Source organism: Methylovulum miyakonense HT12, from assembly GCF_000384075.1.
Classification (GTDB): domain Bacteria; phylum Pseudomonadota; class Gammaproteobacteria; order Methylococcales; family Methylomonadaceae; genus Methylovulum; species Methylovulum miyakonense.
Genome location: NZ_KB913025.1, coordinates 112,872 through 133,022, shown reverse-complemented (window position 1 = coordinate 133,022; position 20,151 = coordinate 112,872). Strand labels below are relative to the sequence as shown.

The window sequence follows — 20,151 nt, the reverse complement described above, 5'->3', positions numbered from 1 at the left end:
CTATTTTTTCACGGTTTCATTTTTATCAGTCACTGTTTTTTTCTTTTTTTCTTTAACAGTTTTCTTTGCTTCTTTTTTGTTTTTTTCCGCTGGGCTGGCGGCTGCTTTTTTCTCGTCAACCTTTAAGGGTTCAACGGTTTTAATCTCTTCAGCTTTAGGCACCACAGTCTCTTTAATTTCAGGGGTAGTGGCTGGCACGCTGCTTTCAGGCGGTTTGGCTTCCGTAGTTGCAGGGCTTGGGATTGCTGCCGGATTTTCTGACATTTGTTCAATGGCTTGTTTTATGACAGGCGTTGAAGATGTCAAAGGCATTTCTTCCGTTTTTGTTTCTGTCGCTATTGGAGCACTTTCGGCAGTTTTTGGGCTATCGGCTTGGGGAATGCCAATAGGGTCTTTTTTAACGGCCTCTGAACTCATCAAATCATAGGCTGCGCCTTGTCTGCCATTGAGGATGGCCAGTCCTAAGCTAGTAATAAAGAATAGTGTGGCTAGGGTCGCTGTCGTTCTTGATAAAAATGACCCTGCTCCCTGTGCCCCAAAAACTGAACCTGATGAGCCTGAACCAAAAGAAGCTCCCGCATCAGCCCCTTTTCCTTGCTGAATAAGGATTAGGCCTATTATGCCTAAACCCAGCAATACATGAATGACTATAATGATTTGATACATGAAAGTTAAACTACTTGACTGAATGGTATATCTTTAAAAAGGATTCCGCATCCAACGAAGCCCCACCAATTAAGCCGCCATCAATATCCGGCATGGCAAACAAGCCTTTTGCATTGTCTGGCTTGGCGCTGCCGCCGTATAGGATTTGGATTTTGTCGGCTATTGTTTGGTCTTTTGCGGCGATGTATTCACGGATGTGTTGGTGCACTTCTTGGGCTTGGGCGTCACTGGCTGTTTTGCCTGTGCCAATGGCCCAAACCGGTTCATAAGCAATGACGGCATTGGCAAAAGCCGCTATGCCTGCAAGGCCAATGACAGCGTCCAATTGTTTTTCAACTACGGCGAAAGTTTGTTCTTGTTCGCGTTCTTCCAGGGTTTCGCCAATACATAACACGGGGATGATGTTTTGGGCTTGGGCTTGGCAGAAACGCGCGGCAACTGATGCGTCGGTGTCGCCGTAATAGCTGCGCCTTTCGGAATGCCCTACTAAAGCATAAGTACAGCCGAATTCGCTTAACATGGAGGCGGACACTTCACCCGTGTAGGCGCCTGAAGCTTGGTCGGCGACATTTTGTGCGCCTAAGGCCAAGCGGCTGCCTTTGGTGATTTCGCTAACGTTGGGCAAGAAAACATAAGGTGCGCATACGGCGATCCCTGCGGTATTTTCACCTAATCCTGCCAAAATACCTTGTGCAAGCGAATCAGCACTAGCACGAGTCCCATTCATTTTCCAATTGCCGATAACCAGTGACTGACGCATCATTACCTCCACATAGAATAAAGCCGCCTATGATATAGGCTAACAGGGTTGAATTCAAGCACCGATTGCGCTCTTCACCGCTTCGGCGAGTTGCTGGGCGTAATTATTGACTGCGTCCCCCTGTTCGCCTTCAACCATGACGCGAATTAACGGCTCCGTTCCTGATGTCCGTAGTAGCACCCTCCCTTTGTCGCCCAATTTATTTTCAACCGCTTTGACAGCTTGTTGGATACCGTCATAGTGATCTAGGTTGACTTTTTTGGCGGTTTTGATATTGATAAGGATTTGTGGGTATTTTTGCATCCCTGATTTTAGTTCATGGAGCGATTGGCCGCTGTATTGCATTTCTGCCAGGACTTGCAGGGCGGCGATGATGCCGTCCCCCGTGGTGGTTTTATCCAGGCAAATGATATGGCCTGAATTTTCCCCGCCTAAAATGCCATTGTGTTTGGTCAGCAGTTCCATGACATAACGGTCGCCTACTTTTGCCCTTAGCAGTGGGATGCCAAGTTGGGCTAAAGCATGTTCCATCCCTAAATTGGTCATTAATGTGCCCACAACAGGCCCGGCCATTTGGCCGGAAGAGAGCCTGGATTTTGCGATAATGTAAATCAGTTCATCGCCATCAACTATTTCGCCCTTATGGTCAACCATGATCAGGCGGTCACCGTCACCGTCCAGGGCTATGCCCAAATCCGCATGGTTTGCCAAAACGGTCGCCGCCAGCATTTCTGGCTTGGTGGCGCCGCAGTTGTCATTAATGTTTAGGCCGTTGGGTTGGACACCGATGCTGATGACTTCGGCGCCTATTTCACTAAAAACATGGGGGGCAATGTGATATGTGGCGCCATGGGCGCAATCGACGACGATTTTCATGTGGTCGAAATCGAGCCGCGTCGGGACGCTGGCTTTACAATATTCAATATAGCGGCCGGCGGCGTCCTCCAAGCGTTTCGCTTTGCCTAAGTGCGCCGAGTCCACTGTCGTCATGGGGGAATCCATATAGTGTTCGATTTCCTTCTCTATATCATCGGGTAATTTAGTCCCCTGTACTGAAAAGAACTTCACGCCATTGTCGTAATAGGGGTTATGGGAGGCGCTGATGACTATGCCCGCTTGCGCCCTTAGTGTGCGTGTCAGGTAAGCAATGCCCGGTGTCGGCATGGGGCCTAATAGCCGGGTGTCGACGCCTGCGGCGGTTAATCCCGCTTCCAAAGCGGATTCGAACATATAACCTGAAATACGCGTGTCCTTGCCGACCAATACAAAGTCATGCCGTTCATTGGCGAAAACTCGGCCGGTCGCCCAACCTAGTTTTAACAGGAAGTCGGCAGTTATGGGCGGCTCACCGACTTTGCCTCTGATGCCGTCAGTACCAAAATATTTTTTTGTCATAGTTATCCACTGGTTTCAGAAAAATGGCTTAAAAAAAAGGAGAGGTTTTAAGCCTCCCCCTTTTTTAGGACTAATTTACGTGGCAGCCTAGCTTTGTTCAGCCGCCCCGCCAATGATTTTATCATCCTTTATATCATCTGCTTTATGGCCGTTTCTCGGTGGTATATCAAGCCAGCCTTGGGGATCCCTTACCGGCCTACGGGCCATCAAATCTTCGATTTGGTCTTTATCAATGGTTTCATATTTCATTAAGGCGGCGGCCATCGCATGAAGGATGTCAATATTTTCTTTAATAATCCCTTCCGCACGTTTGTAGTTGCGGTCAATGAAAGAACGTATTTCCTCATCAATGGTATGGGAGGTTTCTTCCGCTACGGTTTTATGCTGGGTCACAGAGCGGCCCAAAAATACTTCGCCTTCTTCTTCACTATAGGCGAGTGGCCCCAAACGTTGGGACAAGCCCCATTTGGTAACCATGTTCCGTGCCAGTTCGGTGGCCCGTTCGATGTCGTTGGACGCCCCTGTGCTGACCTGTTCCCAACCAAAGATAAGTTCTTCGGCGATACGCCCGCCATATAAACTGGAAATCATGCTGTCCAGTTTTTGTTTGCTGGCGCTGTATTGGTCTTTTTCAGGCAGGAACATGGTCACGCCCAACGCACGGCCTCTAGGCATGATGCTGACTTTATAAACCGGGTCATGTTCAGGCACCAGTTTGCCGACAATAGCATGTCCGGCTTCATGATAGGCGGTCATTTTCTTTTCTTTATCGCCCATGACCATCGTGTGCCGTTCCGCACCCATAATGAGTTTGTCTTTGGCTTTTTCCAGGTCAAACATGCTGACGACCCGTTTATTCATGCGGGCTGCAAACAAAGCCGCTTCATTGACCAAGTTGGCCAAGTCCGCCCCTGAAAAACCAGGGGTGCCTTGGGCGATGTATTTGACTTCGACATCTTCCGAGGCGGGGACTTTTTTCATGTGGACGTTAAGGATTTGCTCACGGCCACGGACATCAGGCAAGCCCACAGTCACTTGGCGGTCAAAACGGCCCGGACGTAACAAGGCCTTGTCCAGCACGTCAGGGCGGTTAGTGGCGGCGATGACTATAATGCCTTCATTGCCTTCAAAACCGTCCATTTCCACCAGCAATTGGTTCAAGGTCTGTTCACGCTCGTCATTGCCGCCGCCTAAACCGGCACCGCGTTGGCGGCCTACGGCATCAATCTCGTCGATAAAAATAATGCAAGGCGCGTGTTTCTTCGCCTGTTCGAACATATCGCGTACCCGTGAAGCCCCGACGCCGACAAACATTTCCACAAAATCCGAACCGGAGATGGTGAAAAACGGCACTTTCGCTTCACCTGCAATCGCCCGTGCCAACAATGTCTTGCCTGTGCCTGGGGGGCCTATCATCAACGCGCCGCGCGGGATTTTGCCGCCTAATTTTTGGTATTTAGCGGGGTCTTTCAAAAAATCGACCATTTCTTCGACTTCTTCCTTGGCTTCATCACAGCCTGCCACATCGGCAAAAGTCACCTTAATCTGGTCTTCTTCCAACATCCGCGCTTTGCTTCTGCCAAAGCTCATGGCTCCCCGGCCAGCCGCCCCGCCGCCTTGCATTTGGCGCATGAAAAACACCCACACGGCAATTAACAGCAGCATCGGGCCAAAGGACACCAGCAACTGCATGATCAATGAGGGTTGTTCTGGCGGCACGGCTTTGATTTCCACGCCGTTTGCCAATAAGTCATCAACCAAATGGGGATCTGAAGGCGCGTAAGTTTTAAACATTTGGCCGCCCTGCATTTTGCCCTTGATGACATGTTCGTCAATCATCACTTGCTGGACTTGGCCTGCCTTCACAGACTCGATGAACTGCGAATAGGACAGCGCAGAATCAGACCGTTCACCTTGGGGGGCAAAATTATTAAAGAGGGACATCAGCACAATCGCAATGACGACCCACAAGATTATATTTTTTATCATATCGTTCACAAACACGCCCTAGGCTTGAACCGCTCGGTTTAAAACATTTGTTAAATTATATCAGGACTTATCATCCAGACTGTGGTTATTTGTCTGTAGAATCCGCTCGATAGCTACAGATCTATGGGCGATCAAGCCTTATTTAAAGCCTTTTGCCAAAATATAAACTTCATTGCTACGAGGCCTTGATGCTTTGGGTTTGCGGATGACCACTTTGTTAAAAGATTGTTGCACGTCCCGATGGAAGGCTTCAAAGCCTTCGCCATGAAATAATTTCACGAGGAAACTGCCGTTTTTCGCCAACACGGTTCTTGCCGTGTCTAACGCCAATTCCCCCAGGTAAATGGCCCGTGGTTGGTCAACGCTATTGTTGCCGCTCATGTTGGGCGCCATGTCTGACATCACCAGGTTGATAGGTGCGTTGTCCAACACCCTATAAAGTTCGGCCAACACCTCTTCTTCGCGAAAATCGCCTTGGATAAAATCCACGCCTTCCAACGGTTCCATCGGCAAAATATCCAAAGCGATCAATTTGTTGTTTTTTCCTATCAACGGCTTTGCAAATTGCGACCAGCCGCCAGGCGCCGCACCTAAATCAATAATGTTCATCCCCGGTTTTATCAGTTGGTCCTTCTCTTGGATTTCACTTAGTTTGAATACCGCCCGTGAGCGGTAACCTTGCGCTTGCGCCATTCTGACGTATTCGTCATCAAAATGTTCCTGCATCCAACGTGTGCTGCTTTTACTTCGTCCCATAGCCCTTTGTTTAGTGTAGAATTAATATTTTGAATTGTAGGAAGTGAGAGTGAACTCTGTAGATAAGAAACAACTACGCGCCAATGCCCATGCCTTAAAACCCGTGGTGATGGTTGGCCAGTCAGGCTTGACTGACGCAGTCCTTGCCGAGGTCGATCTGGCCTTAAATAGCCACGAGCTTATTAAAGTTAAAATACGCGCCGAACGTGATGAACGCAAGGAGATAAGCGAAAAAATGTGTGCGGCGACTGGCGCGGAGTTGATTCAGTCGATTGGTCAGGTTACGGTTTTGTACCGCTTGAACCCAAAGAAATGACTGTCCAATTTAGGGGGCTTTGAGTTTGGGCTTGTCTGCCTAAGCAATTAAGAGCCAGTGGAGACGTTGCGGGGCAGCGTCTCCACAAACCGTTCCAGGGCTTAATGTGCTTGCCGGTCAGATATATTCAATTGAAATGATTTCGTATTCAATATTGCCGGCAGGTGCTTTGACAATCACCACGTCGCCCGCTTCTTTACCGATCAAGGCCCGGGCAATGGGTGAGCCTATGGAAATGCGGCCTTCTTTGATATTGGCTTCGTCTTCGCCAACGACTTGATAAGTGACCCGTTTTTCCGCGTCAATATCTTCCAGTGCAACCGTTGCCCCAAACACGACTTTGCCGTTGGCGTCGACTTTGGTGACATCAATGATTTGCGCGTTGGCCAGTTTGCCTTCAATTTCCGCAATACGCCCTTCGGCGAAACTTTGCTGTTCTTTAGCGGCATGGTATTCGGCATTTTCTTTTAAATCACCATGCGCCCTTGCGGTGGCGATGGCATTAATGATGCGCGGCCTAACGACTGACTTTAATTCTTCCAATTCTGCGCGTAACTTTTCCGCGCCTTTTACGGTAAGGGGTACTTTACTCATCTTCCAACAACTCCACTAAATTATTTTGTCCTGGTTTTTTATTAACTTAAACGCTTGGTCAACATAAGCTTTTATGCAAATCCTGTAAACATGACACGTCCCCCGCATCCAGTTCGCCCAAGGCAAAGCACGCAGCCCGCGCCCCCGCCATGGTGGTGTAATAGGGCACCCGGTTTTGTAGGGCTTCGCGGCGCATCGTGAAGGAATCGGAAATGGCTTTTTTGCCGATCGTGGTGTTGATGATCAGTTGGATTTGCCCATTTTTGATCATATCCACCGTGTTAGGCCTTCCTTCATTGACCTTGTAAACCAATTCGCAGGTGATGCCGTTCTCTTTAAGGTATCTTGCCGTTCCGCCCGTGGCGACGATTTCATATTTTTTGGCCACCAACATGCGGGCGATTTCGGGCGCTTTCGCTTTGTCGCCATCACGGATACTGATCAAGACTTTGCCGCTATGGTCCAGATTGACGCCGGCGGCACGTTGTGATTTGGCAAACGCTTCACCGAAAGTCTTGCCCACGCCCATGACTTCGCCTGTCGACTTCATTTCCGGCCCCAATAAAGGGTCGACGCCAGGGAATTTCACAAACGGGAACACCGCTTCTTTGACGGAAAAATAATCAGGGATACGTTCTTCGGTGACGCCTTGTTGCTCTAGCGTTTGCCCGACCATCACCCGTGCGGCGATTTTTGCCAACGCGTAACCCGTGGCCTTGGACACGAACGGCGCCGTCCGGGAAGCCCTAGGGTTGACTTCCAGCACATAAATGTCTTCGCCTTGGATCGCAAACTGGGTGTTCATTAAGCCGCGCACACCCAAGGCTTCCGCCATTCTGGCAACTTGTTCGCGGAGTTGGTCTTGAAGATGCGCCGGCAGGTCATAAGGCGGCAGGGAACAGGCGGAGTCGCCGGAATGCACGCCTGCCTGTTCGATATGTTCCATCAGGCCACCAATCAGGACGCGTTCGCCATCGTAAATGGCGTCAACGTCCATTTCCACGGCGTCGTCCAAGAAGCGGTCAAGCAATACCGGCGAGTCATTAGAAACGCTCACCGCTTCTTTCATATAACGCTGCAAGCCTTCTTCGTTGACGACAATTTCCATCGCCCGTCCGCCCAGCACATAAGACGGACGCACCACCAGCGGATAACCTAGCTCTTTCGCGGCATTGACCGCCTGCTCGGTGGAGCGGGCGGTCGCATTTGGCGGTTGTTTCAGCTGCAAGCGTTCAAGCAATTTTTGGAAACGCTCGCGGTCTTCCGCCAAGTCTATCGAATCCGGCGAGGTGCCGATGATAGGCACGCCCGCCGCTTCCAAGGCACGGGCCAGTTTGAGCGGGGTTTGTCCACCGTACTGGACAATCACGCCCTTTGGCTGCTCCAGATGGACGATTTCCAACACGTCTTCCAAGGTCAAGGGTTCAAAATACAAACGGTCCGAGGTGTCAAAATCGGTGGACACGGTCTCAGGGTTGCAGTTGATCATGATGGTTTCGTAACCATCTTCACGCAGGGCCAGTGCCGCGTGGACACAGCAATAGTCAAATTCGATACCTTGGCCGATACGGTTGGGGCCGCCACCGAGGATGATGATTTTTTCCTTGTCAGTTACCCGCGCTTCGCATTCTTCCTCATAGGTTGAGTATAGGTACGCCGTGTCGGAGGCAAATTCCGCCGCGCAGGAGTCAATGCGCTTATAGACCGGGCGGATGTTTTGCTTGTGGCGGGTGTTGCGCACTTCGATTTCCGAAGTGTCCAATAATTTTGCCAAACGCACATCGGAGAAGCCTTTGCGTTTTAGCTTATACAGCTCGCCTGTTTTTAGCGTTGATAAGGTTTTGGTCGCCAAAGCTTTTTCGGACAGCACCAAATCCTCCACTTGTGCCAAAAACCACGGGTCGATTTTACAGACTTCGTGGATTTCGGTGAGGCCCATGCCGATACGGAAAGCGTCGGCAACATAGCGCAGACGGTCGGGCCCGGGATGGCGCATTTCCCTGTGGATTTTATCCAAGGCCTCGTCGGCATTCAGGTCGATGATTTCATCCAGGCCGCTGATGCCGATCTCCAAACCCCGCAAGGCTTTTTGCAGGGATTCCTGGAAAGTGCGGCCTATCGCCATGACTTCGCCGACCGATTTCATTTGTGTGGTCAAACGGTCATCGGCTTGCGGGAATTTTTCAAAGGTGAAGCGCGGGATCTTGGTCACGACATAGTCAATGCTAGGCTCAAATGAGGCGGGTGTCGCGCCGCCCGTGATCTCATTTTGCAACTCGTCCAAGGTAAAGCCCACCGCCAGTTTGGCGGCGACTTTGGCAATCGGGAAGCCCGTGGCTTTGGAAGCCAAGGCTGACGAGCGGGAGACCCGTGGGTTCATTTCAATGACAATCAGGCGCCCGTCCACAGGATTGATCGCCACCTGGACGTTAGAACCGCCTGTATCGACGCCGATCTCGCGCAAGACCGCGAGCGAGACATTCCGCAGGATTTGGTATTCCTTATCGGTCAAGGTTTGCGCGGGGGCGACAGTGATGGAATCGCCGGTATGCACGCCCATCGGGTCGAAGTTTTCTATCGAGCAGACGATGATGCAATTGTCTTTAGAATCCCGCACGACTTCCATTTCGTACTCTTTCCAACCCAACACCGATTCTTCGATCAGCAATTCATTGGTGGGCGACAAATCCAAGCCGCGTTCGCAAATCTCCATAAATTCATTTTTATTGTAAGCAATGCCGCCGCCGCTGCCGCCCATGGTAAAGGACGGGCGGATCACGGTCGGATAGCCGACTTCCTTTTGCGCGGCTAGCGCCTCTTCCATGGTGTGCGCGGTTTTTGATTTGGCGACTTCAAAACCGATACGCGCCATCGCCTCGTTAAACAGCTGGCGGTCTTCGGCTTTGTTAATCGCTTCTTTGGTCGCGCCGATCATCTCCACGTTGTATTTCGCCAAGACCCCGTGCTTGTCCAATGCCAAGGCGCAATTGAGCGCAGTTTGCCCGCCCATGGTTGGCAAAATCGCGTCTGGACGTTCTTTTTCGATGATTTTCTCAACGGTTTGCCAGTCGATAGGCTCGATGTATATTGCATCCGCCATATCGGGGTCGGTCATGATGGTCGCGGGATTGGAATTTACCAAAATCACGCGGTAGCCTTCTTCACGCAGGGCTTTGCAGGCTTGGGTGCCGGAGTAATCAAATTCGCAGGCTTGGCCGATGACGATGGGGCCTGCGCCTAGTAATAAGATGGATTTTATATCGGTTCTTTTGGGCATGTTGTGAGTTTTATGTGTTTATAAAATGACCAATCATTAGAATAATTCACTATGTGAACCTGTACGGATCAGGATAAGTTCGTCATCTTTTAATTGATAAATCAAAAGCCAATCAGGTTTTATGTGGCATTCCCTGCAATCTTGCCAATTTCCTATCAATGCGTGGTCACGGTATTTTTCTTCAAGGATGTCATCGTTTGCCAATATCGCAGTAACCTCTTGCAATTGCCTTATATCGTGCTGACCAGAACGGCTTAACCGCTTGTAGTCTTTTTTAAACGCAGAAGTTAAAACAACTTCCCGCATTATTCGTTATCCAAATCCGCCCACATCGCATCTAAGGAAGGGTAGCGATGTACCCGGCCATTATGTGCATCTTCGATAGCGGCTAAAGTTTCTTTATTGGGTAAGTCAATGGAAAAAGGAATATTTTTGTTTTCAGCAACCTTAGTTAAAAACAACGTGATGGCATCATCCATTGATAAGCCCAAATTTGACAATACTAATCTAGCTTTAGCATCAATTTCAGTGTCAATTGATGTATGTAAAACAGTATGGGACATGGTGTTTTCCTGTTTTATTTCAAAAACCTAATTTAATTTCCACTTTGTCAGGCAGACTTAATTTGTGCCAGCAAGCCGTTAACAACCCTTTTGTTTGCATGCGATAAAAATATTTGTTTGAGTGCATTTTCAAAATTGTCGGATTTTTCTACTTCATATTCTCTGCTACGTAACTCAGTGCCATAATATACCTGCTCTAGAGGATTAACTATTGTCAAAGGGTAAAGACCTAAATCATGAAAGACATCAAAAACCAAAATACTGTTGTTTAAAGCTGGTGCCTTTACATAAAAATCAAGCTGAAAATTAGATCCACTTGAGACAGTTTGCTTTATTTTGCCAATTAACATCCCTTTTGTTTTATTGGTTAATTCCTCTGCGATTTTTTTAATACCGAAACAGGTGTTTCTACGCAATTATCTTCAATAACATCATCGAAAAAAGAGTTTGGGATTGCCATTTAGTCATCACTGGCAGAAGTGTTGCATCGCTCATAGTGTTTTCTGCCAATATTGAAATATCAACATCGTAACAATCACATAACCATTTAAGCTCACTAGAGAGCGGTTGTTTATTGATGTTCCAAAATAACAGATTCATCAGCTAGAGATTGATGTGAATCTAGGCTTTTACGCCATCCATCAACTCTATAAATTCATCAAACAACCCCTCAACATCATGTGGCCCCGGACTCGCTTCAGGATGTCCTTGGAAACTAAACGCCGGAACATCGGTACGCTTGATGCCTTGCAAGCTGCCGTCGAACAACGAACGGTGCGTGGCGATCAGGTTTTCCGGCAAGCTGGCTTCGTTGACCGCGAAACCGTGGTTTTGGCTGCTGATCATGACATGGCCGGTGGCGAGGTCTTGCACCGGGTGGTTTGCGCCGTGATGGCCGAATTTCATTTTTTCGGTTTTTGCACCGCTGGCCAAGGCCAGCAGTTGATGGCCCAAGCAAATGCCAAATACAGGGATTTTTTTCTCCAAAAGCTCAGCAATCGCTTCAATCGCGTAAGTGCAGGGTTCCGGGTCGCCCGGGCCATTGGATAAAAATACGCCATCTGGGTTCATTGCCAAAACAGTTGAAGCAGGCGTTTTGGCGGGGACGACCGTGACACGGCATCCACGGTTGACCAGCAAGCGCAGGATATTGCGTTTGATGCCAAAATCATAGGCGACAACATGCTTGCTGAGGTTTTCACCTGCCTGATGCCCGCCCTGCAAAGACCAGATGCTTTCTGTCCACGCGTAAGGATTTGCTGTCGTGACTTCTTTCGCCAAATCCAAGCCTTTCAGGCCTGAGAAACCAGCGATTGCGGTCGTGGCCGTCGCTATGTCAACTTCGTTACCTGCAACTATCGCCCCGCGTTGCGCGCCTTTGTCACGCAAGATGCGGGTCAGTTTGCGGGTGTCGATTTCGGCTATCGCCACCACGTTATGATCCAGCAAGTATTGCTGCAAAGACTTCCCGCTGCGCCAGTTGCTTGCCAGCAAGGGCAAATCCCGTATCACCAGGCCGCTGGCGAATACGCCGATAGATTCATCGTCTTCGCTGTTGGTGCCGACATTGCCGATATGCGGGTAGGTCAGCGTGACAATTTGCTGGGCATAGGACGGGTCGCTGAGGATTTCCTGATAACCGGTCATTGCGGTGTTGAACACCACTTCGCCGACCGAACAGCCATCCGCACCTATGGAGGCGCCACTGAAAACCGTACCATCTTCTAACACTAATAAAGCAGGCTTAACCAATTATGTTACCTCAAATATGCAAAACGGGACGGGCCCAGAAGGCCGCATCCCGTTATCAATAAATTAACCGACATACTATACAAAATTATGCCGTTTTGGTCATTAACAATTTTAGGCTTTGCTTAAGCCAGGGGCTTTTAAAGGAAATTAGGAGGCTTTTTTGAGCATCCCCAAACCGTTTGGCCTTTTCACCATTTGCACTTGGGCCTTGATGCGTTTTTTGACGGCGTCGACATGGGAAATCACGCCTACGGTTTTGCCATAAGCGCGTAAGTTTTCCAAAGTGCTTAAGACTAGCGTGAGCGAGTCGCCATCGAGGTTACCGAAACCTTCGTCAATAAACAGCGAATCCACCGATTTATTGTTATTGGCCAGTTCTGACAAACTTAAGGCCAAGGCCAAGCTGACGACAAAGCTTTCGCCACCGGATAAGGTTTTGGGTTGGCGGCGGGCGTTGCCTTGGAAAGTGTCTTCAATTTCCAAGGCCAATCCGGCGTGTTCTGGGTTGTAGCGCAAATAATAGCGTCCGCTGATTTTTTCCAAGATGCGGTTGGTATGCGCGAGCAATTTGTCCGCCACGCGGATTTGCACGCGGCGGCGGAAAGCCATGCCATGTTCGTTGTCCAGTAGGCTACGTTCGGCGAGGGCGGGTTGGGCTGCCTGTTCACGTTGCCTTAATGCCGCCGTCAGTTCGTCATAACGTTCTTGTTGCTGGTTTTGCTGTGCCAAACGTTTTTGTAGCCGCTGGATTTCCAGTTGCGCCATGTCCATTTTCCCTACCAGCCCGGTCAATTGGCGATAAATGTCATCTGGGTTGGGGGCGGTTTCGGCAATCATGAAGTCATTGTCCAGTTCGGCGGACAATTGCTCCAATTGTTGTGTTTTTGCGGCGATTTGTGCCTGCAATTCAGCCTGGTGCCGGGTGAATTCAGGTTCCCTGGCTAAAAATTGTAAGGCGTTGCGCAATTCGCCCAAACTGGCGAAAGGCGAGGTTTTCAGCTTGGCTTGCAAACCTTGCTGCAAGGCGGCCAATTGGTTTTCTTGTCCGGCCAGGAGCTGTTCCTTGTCGGCAATCAGCCGTTGTTTTTCTATCAGGGCCAAATGCACGCCGATTTGCTCCTCACCCTGTAATTGGCCGATCAGGCGGGTGATTTTTGCTTCACAACGGCTGGCTTCGGTTTGGCAGGTGGCGTATTGGCTTTCTTGTGCGGCGATGTCGTCAAGCAAACTTTTGTGGCGGACCGCGTAGCTTTGGTAATCTTGACGGCGGGCGTTGAGGCGGTCGAAAAACGCGTCTTCCTTGCCTTTGCCGGGCATGGTCTCACCTAAGGCGGCCAATTGTGCCTGCACTTTTTCTGCCAAGGCCTGTTCGTCTTGGTGGCATTGCGACAATGCCGCGTCAATTTCCAGGTATTCCTGGGATAAGCCTTGGCCATTGTTGTCCAGTTGTGCGGCGTTTTCTTGCAGTTGCACAACCGCCGCTTCATTTTTGGCAATCAAACCGTTGATTTTGGCAATGTTGGCGGTTTTTTTCTGGTATTGGTCGGCTAAGGCGATGATGTTTTTCAATTCTTCCTGTTCATTCTTCAACCAGTGCCCCATTGCCGGCAAGTCGTCGATGTCCAGATCTGCGCTGGCTTTGTTCAGACGGTTGCACAGCGAAAGCCAGGAGGCTTTGATGTTTTCCAGTTGCGCTTGCAGCGCGCGGTTTTTCTCGGCATTTTTTTGGGCGATGGCGATGCGTTTGTTGAGCTGGTCGGTTTGTGCCGACAAGCTGCGCAGTTTCATTTGCTGGTCGGTCAGGGCTTGCACCGAGTTGCCGATAACGGGAGGGTGTTTCAGGTACGGGTGCTCTTTGGCTCCGCATAAGGGGCAGGGCTTGCCGTCCACCAAATGGGCGCGTTCGGGCAGCAGTTTTTTCAGTAGGGCTTCACGGTTAAGCGCGGCATCCAAGGCCAGCTTGATGTTTTCTTCGCGTTTGATGGTGTCGCGCAGTTGCTCCAGCTGCAACGCCAACTCATCGGCATCCTCAACAACAACTGGTTTGCGTCCGAAAATCCCAAGAATGCCGCCACTTGGCTGGCTGAGTTTTTGGTAATTCAGCGCGAGGTCCAGCAATTGTTGGAATTGCCCGACACGCCCTTGCTGCTCGTTTTTCAGGCTTTCAATCGCGTCCGCCTGATGGCCTTGCAACAAGGCTTCCCGTGCTTGCCCTTCGTCGATAAGCTCTTGTTTGAGCTCGGCGATTTCGGTAATTGTCTTGCTTAGCGCCGTACCTGTGTTTTTTAATGAGGAGGCGGATTTTTTGGTTTCGTTGCTGAATTGTTTGTGTTTGTCGCCCAGTTCTTTGAGTTCGGCCCGCAACTTTTTTAGGCGCGCGGTTTCAGGGAAGCTTTCCAGCAAAGACGCATCGTTAGCGTGATCGTCCAGCCATGCCGCCGCCGTTGTTAAGGCGGCTTTTTTTTCGGCCAGCTGGGTTTCCAGGGTTTGCGACAATGCCCTGGTTTCTTGCTGTTCCAAGCGGGTCTGGTTGATTTCAAACTTGATCCGGTCAATTTCCTTAAGTTGCTCGGGAAACGGGCGTTTGGACGCTTGGGCGGGCATTTCGGGCTTGTCGCCCAATTGTTCCCGCAGGAATTGCAATTCGTTCTGTAACGTGTTCCAGGCTGCTTGATGCTGTTGCAGGGATTGTTGTTTGTCGTCCAGCGCGGCAAGGTCGTCCTGGTACGCCAGCGCTTGTTTGGCGGTGGCAATATTTTCAAGCGATTGCCCGTTGGTGTGCAATTGCGCCTGCAAGTCCTTCAGGCGTTTTTTCTGGTCGACCACTTGGGCTTGAAGGTGGGCGGTGTTTTTTAGCGCGGCTTGTTGCTGTTCGAGATGTTTTTGGGCGGCTTTGAGCTCTTGGATTTGCTCTAGGTAATCTTGCAAGTCCTGTTCCGAAGCTTCCACGGCTTCGGCTGGCAATAGTTTAAGACCCGCCAATTCTTGCTTGATGGCGTCAATGGACTGTTGCGCTTTTTCGGCGTTGCCCAGAATTTCGTTACGGTAATCCGTGTAAATGTCCGTGCCGATTAAGGTTTCCAAAATGCCCATGCGCTCGTTGTCCAGCGCGTTTAAAAAAGCCGCAAAATCGCCTTGGGCCAGCAGCATCGAGCGGGTGAAATTGCGGAAATTCATGCCCGTCAATTCGGTGATGGCCCGGCATACCTCGGCAGGCGTGCCCGCCAACACTTGCCCGTCGGACAAACGGGTCAATTTCATATCAATGGCCTGCACATCTTCCGCATCCGTGCCGCGTTGGGCTTGCCAAATGGATTGGTATTTTTCGTCGCCTAATTTGAATTCCACCTCGGCATACGCTTCGCTGGTGTGTTGGCTAATGACCGAAGCCGCCGGTTGGTCGAAGCGTGACGTTTCGCCGTAAAGCGCCAAAGTGATGGCGTCAAGGATGCTGGATTTGCCCGAACCGTTCGCGCCTGTGATCGCAAAAACCCCCGCATTGGCAAACGCGCCCTGCGTGAAACTGATCCGGCTATCACCGACTAAGGAATTGATATTTCTAAAATAAAGGGAAAGTATTTTCATGGTTTGATACTTTTGCCGGGCGGCCGCTTTGGAATTCTCGTAATTTTTCCATTATAACGCCGCGTCGGGGCTTTTTATCAAACTATCGCATGGGGAAAGGGGATTTGGGTTTTTGCCAGCGATAACAAAGATCAATGTCGGATGACCGCTCTTGGGATACGGGGAATTCCGGTTTGCCTGGCTTGCCAAAGGTCATAGGCGGCTTGTTGCTGCAACCATAAATCAGCCCGGCCGCCATTTTCTATCCCCAGCCAGCTCTCAATCCTTAAGGCCATTTCAGGTGAAAGTGAAGATTTGCCGTTTAGTACCCGTGATAGGTAGGTTCGGGTAATACCAAGCTGTTTTGCGGCTTCGGTAATGGTCAGTTGCAAGGCGGGCAAAACGTCTTCACGTAAAGTTTCACCCGGATGTGGTGGATTATACATTTGGCTCATGTTGGCTTGTCCTTAGTGGTAATCAAGATAATCGACGAGAACAACGTCTTCATCCTCAAATTTGAATGTTATTCGCCAATTGCCGTTAATGACAATTGAAAAATGCCCCGCAAGACTTCCGGTCAATGGATGTAAACGCCAGCCAGGCAAATTGACGTCATTGGCGGTTTTTGCGATGTCCAGACGCAACAAGATTCGAGTGAGTTTGGGCGCGTGTTCTGGTCTTATTCCGGCTTTGCTACCCGATTCGAAAAAGGCTTTTAAGCCTTTGTGCTGGAAAGATTTAATCATGGTGTGAGTGTATAGCCTGGCATCTGGCAATTCAATGCTATTTTTGATGGCTTATTTCGGAAAACAAACCTGTGCCGATGAAAAAGCAATTAAAGACGGTTGAAATATTTGGCAAGAATGTTCCAGTCGGAATTTGGCTTACCTCAAAAGGGGTGCAAACAAAGTTGCACCCCTATTTTTGCTGACTCGCTTAAGAAACTTTCGCAGGCGCAGAGCTTTGCCAAGCCGGGATTTGCTCAATGGCGTTATACCAACGGGCGGTTTCCACATAACCTTCCATCGGGTATTGCGCCATCACCGCCAAGTCCAGAAATGAACCGACAGAGAAATCCGCGAGCGTGAAGTGGTTACCGACCAGCCATTCACGGCCTGTCAAATGTTCTTCCAGGACTTTTGCAAAACGGTGGAAATTTTCCGTCCCTTTCACCAATTCTTGGGCATCCGGTTCACCCAGGTTCAACGCGCCTTTAATGATGTTCTCAAAAATAAACGTGCCGCACGCCCTGCCAAAATGGGAGGCTTGCCAGAATTGCCAGCGGTTGATATCGGCCATTACCTTAGCATCGGTTGACAGTAACGAATTATCTGGCACTTTTGAACACAGGTACTGCATAATGGCATTCGATTCCCAGAGGACAAAATCACCATCAACCAGCGTAGGGATCATGTGGTTTGGGTTTAATTTCAAAAATTCCGGGGTCATTTGCTGGCCTTTGCTTAAATCTACAACTTGCAGGTCACAATCCAAACCTAAGTGGTGCAAAACGGCGATGACACGGCGGGAGTTTGGGGAAATTGGGAAATAATACAGTTTCATGCGGTGTGCCTCCTGGGAAGAAAAGGATTTTTATCACTTGCTTATTGCAAGTTAGTGGATTTTTACATATAAACTTGTTTTTTACAAGTGCCTATTTATGCCTGATGTTTTAAGTGATTCATGAAAACAGAACCCCAAAGTTACCGCTCAAAATGCCCGCTTTCAATCGCCCTTGAATTCATCGGCGACAAATGGAGCCTCATCATTATCCGCGACATGTGTTTGGGCAAAAGCAAGTATTGCGATTTCCAGTCTTCACCCGAAGGCATCCCCACCAACATCCTCGCCAGCCGCTTGCGCGAACTGGAAGAAAACGGTTTGTTGGTGAAGCGGCCTTATCAGGATAAGCCCGTGCGTTATGAATATTTTTTAACGCCTAAAGGTGCGGATTTATTGCCGGTGCTCCAGCATCTGGTGATGTGGACACAAAAGCATGTTGATGGATGTGGCGAGCCGCCGGAAGGTTTTTTTACCGCTAAACCCGAGGATTTGTTGAAGCGTCAGGAACGGGGTAAAGAGTTGGCTTAGTTTTTGGTGTCCGCAAGATAGATGTCCACGAAACACACGAAAGGCACGAAAAGATCATCTAAACCTTATCCGCTTAGAAAACCATAGCTTCCGGTTTGGACCATGAAAAACACGGATGTTTGCCATTTCAAGCCTTTATACAGTTCGTGGTTAAAAAACTTCATAACTTTCGTGCTTTTTGTGTATTTCGTGGACAACAAATAACGCCTACCCCATCGCAGAATAAAATTGCACTTTCCCCGTTTCAATAAAGTACATCCCGCCGACGATGCCGATTTCGCCGCTTGCCAGCATGGCGTTTAATAAGGGGCTACGGTTCTTGATTTCTTCCACCGTCAGCAAGACGTTTTTGTCGGCCACTTGTTGCACCAGCCCGTAGTTCTCCGCGTTGGCCGTATTGCCCGTTTCCGCCTCAACGGCCTGGACGGCAGGTTGGATTTTGTCCAGCAGCACGGTGAGGTGGTCGAGCTGCACATGGTTGCATGCCCCCTTGATCGCGCCGCAATGCGAATGCCCCAGCACCACAATCAGCTTCGAGCCTGCGATTTTGCAGGCAAATTCCATACTGCCCAAAATGTCGTCATTGATGACATTGCCCGCCACCCGGGTGCTGAATATGTCCCCTAAACCTTGGTCGAAAATCAGCTCGACAGAAGTGCGCGAATCCATGCAGCTTAAAATGATGGCGATGGGGAATTGCCCTTGGCGGGTGTCGTTGACTTGTTCCAGCAAGTTACGGTTGGATTCCAGGTTATTGACGAAATGCTCATTGCCTTCCTTGAGGATTTCCAGCACCTTGGCCGGGGTCAAGGATTGTTGCGAATCATAGGTTTGGGGCCTGGCGTTGGTCACCGGTGGCAGGGAACCGTAGCCGCGCAGGTTTTGTAGGGTCAACCCAATGTGCTTGAGCGGGGCTTCTTGCCGGAAATTTTCAAGCATTTCATAGACATCATAATCAATGTATTTTGAACGGGTGGCATCAATGACGACTTGCGAGTGTGCGGGCAAGGTTTCCAAGGTTTGCCGGATATTCGCTTTGTTCAGAAACGAAACGTGTTCTGACAGGCGCAGGATGGTTTTGTTGCCGATATGCATTTTTTGGAAATAGAACGAACTTTTATGGTTTTCCAATAAGATGGACACCAAGGCGATGGTCAGGCCGATGGCCAGGCCCTGCAAAATATCGGTCAGCACCATGCCGAGAATGGTCGCGCAAAATGGGATGAAGTGGTAGGCCCCCGCTTGGTACATGGTTTTGAAAATGCGGGGTCGCGCCATTTTGTAAGAAACCACCAGCAAAATCGCCGCGAGGCAAGCGAGGGGGATTTTGTGCAAGGCTTCGGGAATCAGCACAACGGTCAGCAGCAATAACACGCCATGGATGAAACCTGAGGCGTTGGTTTTGGCCCCCGATTGCACGTTGAACGAACTGCGCACGATGACTTGGGTCATCGGCAAGCCACCCAGCAACGCGGCACCGATATTGCCTAAGCCTTGGACGATCAGTTCACGGTTGGCAGGGGTTGTCCTTTTGTAAGGGTCGAGCTTATCCACCGCTTCCACGGCAACCAAGGTCTCCAGACTGGCGACGATCGCCAGCGTGGCGGCAACCAAATAAACGTCAGGACGGGTAACCGCGCCAAAATCAGGGGCGTTGAGCTGGCTGATGAAATCCCCTAGGTTGTCCATAATGGGTAGGGTCACCAGATGGCCGTTGCTTAAAGCCAGGTCTGGCGCGTATTCCAGCAATAATTGGTTGATGGTGATGGCGGCGATAATGGTGCTTAAGACGCCTGGGAACCATTGGAAAAACCGATAGCGTTTAATAAAAGGTTGCTCCCAGATAACCAAGATGGCCAGCGATATAAACGCAATGAACATGGCGGTTGGCGAGGCGAATGCCAGCATGTGCTGCAATTCACTGAACGAAGAATAACTGTCGGTCTGCACAAAGCGGAAATCACCTTCAAAATCACGGTCATAACCGATGGCATGGGGGATTTGTTTAAGGAACAGGATGACGCCGATACCCGCCACCATGCCGTTAATGACCGAAGACGGGAAGTAATAGGAAATGGTGCCGGCTTTGACCAAACCCATGAAGATTTGCAAACAACCGGCGATGACGGCCGCCAATAAAAAGGCATGGAAGCCCAATTCCTGTATGGACGACAGCACGATCACGGCCAGCCCCGCCGCCGCGCCGCTAATGCCTAATGACGAGCCGCTTAAAGGGGCGACCAACAAACCGCTGACAATGCCCGTGATCAGGCCAGAAAATAGCGGGGCGCCCGAAGCTAAGGCTATGCCCAACGAAAGGGGCAGGGCGACCAAGAAAACGGCGATGCCCGCGGGGACATCATCTTTTAAATTGGCAAAAACATTGCTCTGGTTGGCCAAGTGTTTGTCAAGCATGGTGCAAAATCCT

Annotated in this window: 18 protein-coding genes; 2 read left to right on the top strand and 16 right to left on the bottom strand. The window is 49.9% G+C overall.

Features of this window, described 5'->3' with window-relative positions; translation table 11 throughout:
- The 5 genes from secG to rlmE all read right to left on the bottom strand — a co-directional run bounded on the left by secG (position 1) and on the right by rlmE (position 5,566).
- Positions 1–666, bottom strand: coding sequence for a preprotein translocase subunit SecG (secG, locus tag METMI_RS28255; RefSeq protein WP_083930125.1), 666 nt, complete (start codon positions 664–666; stop codon positions 1–3).
- A gap of 10 nt (positions 667–676) precedes the next feature.
- Complete coding sequence (gene tpiA, locus METMI_RS0100685; RefSeq protein WP_019864233.1) at positions 677–1,426, bottom strand: triose-phosphate isomerase; 750 nt, start codon at positions 1,424–1,426, stop codon at positions 677–679.
- A 54-nt stretch (positions 1,427–1,480) separates the two neighbouring features.
- On the bottom strand, positions 1,481–2,821 hold the full coding sequence (glmM, locus tag METMI_RS0100680; protein ID WP_019864232.1) for a phosphoglucosamine mutase: 1,341 nt from the start codon (positions 2,819–2,821) through the stop codon (positions 1,481–1,483).
- 87 nt (positions 2,822–2,908) lie between these two features.
- On the bottom strand, positions 2,909–4,810 hold the full coding sequence (gene ftsH / locus METMI_RS0100675; RefSeq protein WP_198007876.1) for an ATP-dependent zinc metalloprotease FtsH: 1,902 nt from the start codon (positions 4,808–4,810) through the stop codon (positions 2,909–2,911).
- Between the two features lie 138 nt (positions 4,811–4,948).
- Positions 4,949–5,566 (bottom strand): 23S rRNA (uridine(2552)-2'-O)-methyltransferase RlmE, encoded by a 618-nt coding sequence (rlmE, locus tag METMI_RS0100670; protein ID WP_029151405.1) that lies wholly within the window; start codon positions 5,564–5,566, stop codon positions 4,949–4,951.
- 49 nt (positions 5,567–5,615) lie between these two features.
- On the opposite strand from rlmE, the gene yhbY reads away from it, so the two are divergent.
- Positions 5,616–5,882 carry a ribosome assembly RNA-binding protein YhbY gene (yhbY, locus tag METMI_RS0100665; protein WP_019864229.1) on the top strand — a complete coding sequence of 89 codons (267 nt, stop codon included), beginning with the start codon at positions 5,616–5,618 and terminating at the stop codon, positions 5,880–5,882.
- Positions 5,883–5,999: 117 nt separating this feature from the next.
- Here yhbY and greA read toward each other — a convergent pair whose 3' ends face one another.
- The 10 genes from greA to METMI_RS0100605 form a co-directional block, all read right to left on the bottom strand.
- Positions 6,000–6,476 (bottom strand): transcription elongation factor GreA, encoded by a 477-nt coding sequence (greA, locus tag METMI_RS0100660; protein WP_019864228.1) that lies wholly within the window; start codon positions 6,474–6,476, stop codon positions 6,000–6,002.
- Positions 6,477–6,534: 58 nt separating this feature from the next.
- Positions 6,535–9,753 carry a carbamoyl-phosphate synthase large subunit gene (gene carB, locus METMI_RS0100655; RefSeq protein ID WP_019864227.1) on the bottom strand — a complete coding sequence of 1,073 codons (3,219 nt, stop codon included), beginning with the start codon at positions 9,751–9,753 and terminating at the stop codon, positions 6,535–6,537.
- A gap of 36 nt (positions 9,754–9,789) precedes the next feature.
- A complete protein-coding gene (locus tag METMI_RS0100650) occupies positions 9,790–10,059 on the bottom strand; it encodes a type II toxin-antitoxin system YafQ family toxin (RefSeq protein WP_019864226.1) in 270 nt (89 codons plus the stop codon).
- Positions 10,059–10,316, bottom strand: a complete 258-nt coding sequence (locus METMI_RS0100645; protein WP_019864224.1) for a type II toxin-antitoxin system RelB/DinJ family antitoxin — start codon at positions 10,314–10,316, stop codon at positions 10,059–10,061. The genes METMI_RS0100650 and METMI_RS0100645 overlap by 1 nt, the downstream gene beginning before the upstream one ends.
- 47 nt (positions 10,317–10,363) lie before the next feature.
- Positions 10,364–10,732: a hypothetical protein gene (locus METMI_RS0100640; RefSeq protein WP_040572752.1), complete on the bottom strand. Its 369-nt coding sequence runs from the start codon at positions 10,730–10,732 to the stop codon at positions 10,364–10,366.
- A 205-nt stretch (positions 10,733–10,937) separates the two neighbouring features.
- Positions 10,938–12,068, bottom strand: coding sequence for a glutamine-hydrolyzing carbamoyl-phosphate synthase small subunit (gene carA, locus METMI_RS0100630; protein WP_019864221.1), 1,131 nt, complete (start codon positions 12,066–12,068; stop codon positions 10,938–10,940).
- A 147-nt stretch (positions 12,069–12,215) separates the two neighbouring features.
- On the bottom strand, positions 12,216–15,653 hold the full coding sequence (locus METMI_RS0100625) for an AAA family ATPase (RefSeq protein WP_019864220.1): 3,438 nt from the start codon (positions 15,651–15,653) through the stop codon (positions 12,216–12,218).
- A gap of 131 nt (positions 15,654–15,784) precedes the next feature.
- Positions 15,785–16,087: a HigA family addiction module antitoxin gene (locus METMI_RS0100620; RefSeq protein ID WP_019864219.1), complete on the bottom strand. Its 303-nt coding sequence runs from the start codon at positions 16,085–16,087 to the stop codon at positions 15,785–15,787.
- 12 nt (positions 16,088–16,099) lie between these two features.
- Positions 16,100–16,378, bottom strand: a complete 279-nt coding sequence (locus tag METMI_RS0100615) for a type II toxin-antitoxin system RelE/ParE family toxin (RefSeq protein ID WP_019864218.1) — start codon at positions 16,376–16,378, stop codon at positions 16,100–16,102.
- Positions 16,379–16,568: 190 nt separating this feature from the next.
- The gene (locus METMI_RS0100605) at positions 16,569–17,195 is read right to left on the bottom strand and encodes a glutathione S-transferase family protein (RefSeq protein ID WP_019864216.1); all 627 of its coding nucleotides are present in this window, start codon (positions 17,193–17,195) and stop codon (positions 16,569–16,571) included.
- Positions 17,196–17,315: 120 nt separating this feature from the next.
- Here METMI_RS0100605 and METMI_RS0100600 point away from each other — a divergent pair, with 120 nt between their 5' ends.
- The gene (locus tag METMI_RS0100600) at positions 17,316–17,723 is read left to right on the top strand and encodes a winged helix-turn-helix transcriptional regulator (RefSeq protein ID WP_019864215.1); all 408 of its coding nucleotides are present in this window, start codon (positions 17,316–17,318) and stop codon (positions 17,721–17,723) included.
- A gap of 207 nt (positions 17,724–17,930) precedes the next feature.
- Here METMI_RS0100600 and METMI_RS0100590 read toward each other — a convergent pair whose 3' ends face one another.
- Positions 17,931–20,138 (bottom strand): bifunctional SulP family inorganic anion transporter/carbonic anhydrase, encoded by a 2,208-nt coding sequence (locus tag METMI_RS0100590; RefSeq protein WP_019864212.1) that lies wholly within the window; start codon positions 20,136–20,138, stop codon positions 17,931–17,933.
- Positions 20,139–20,151: the final 13 nt, after the last annotated feature.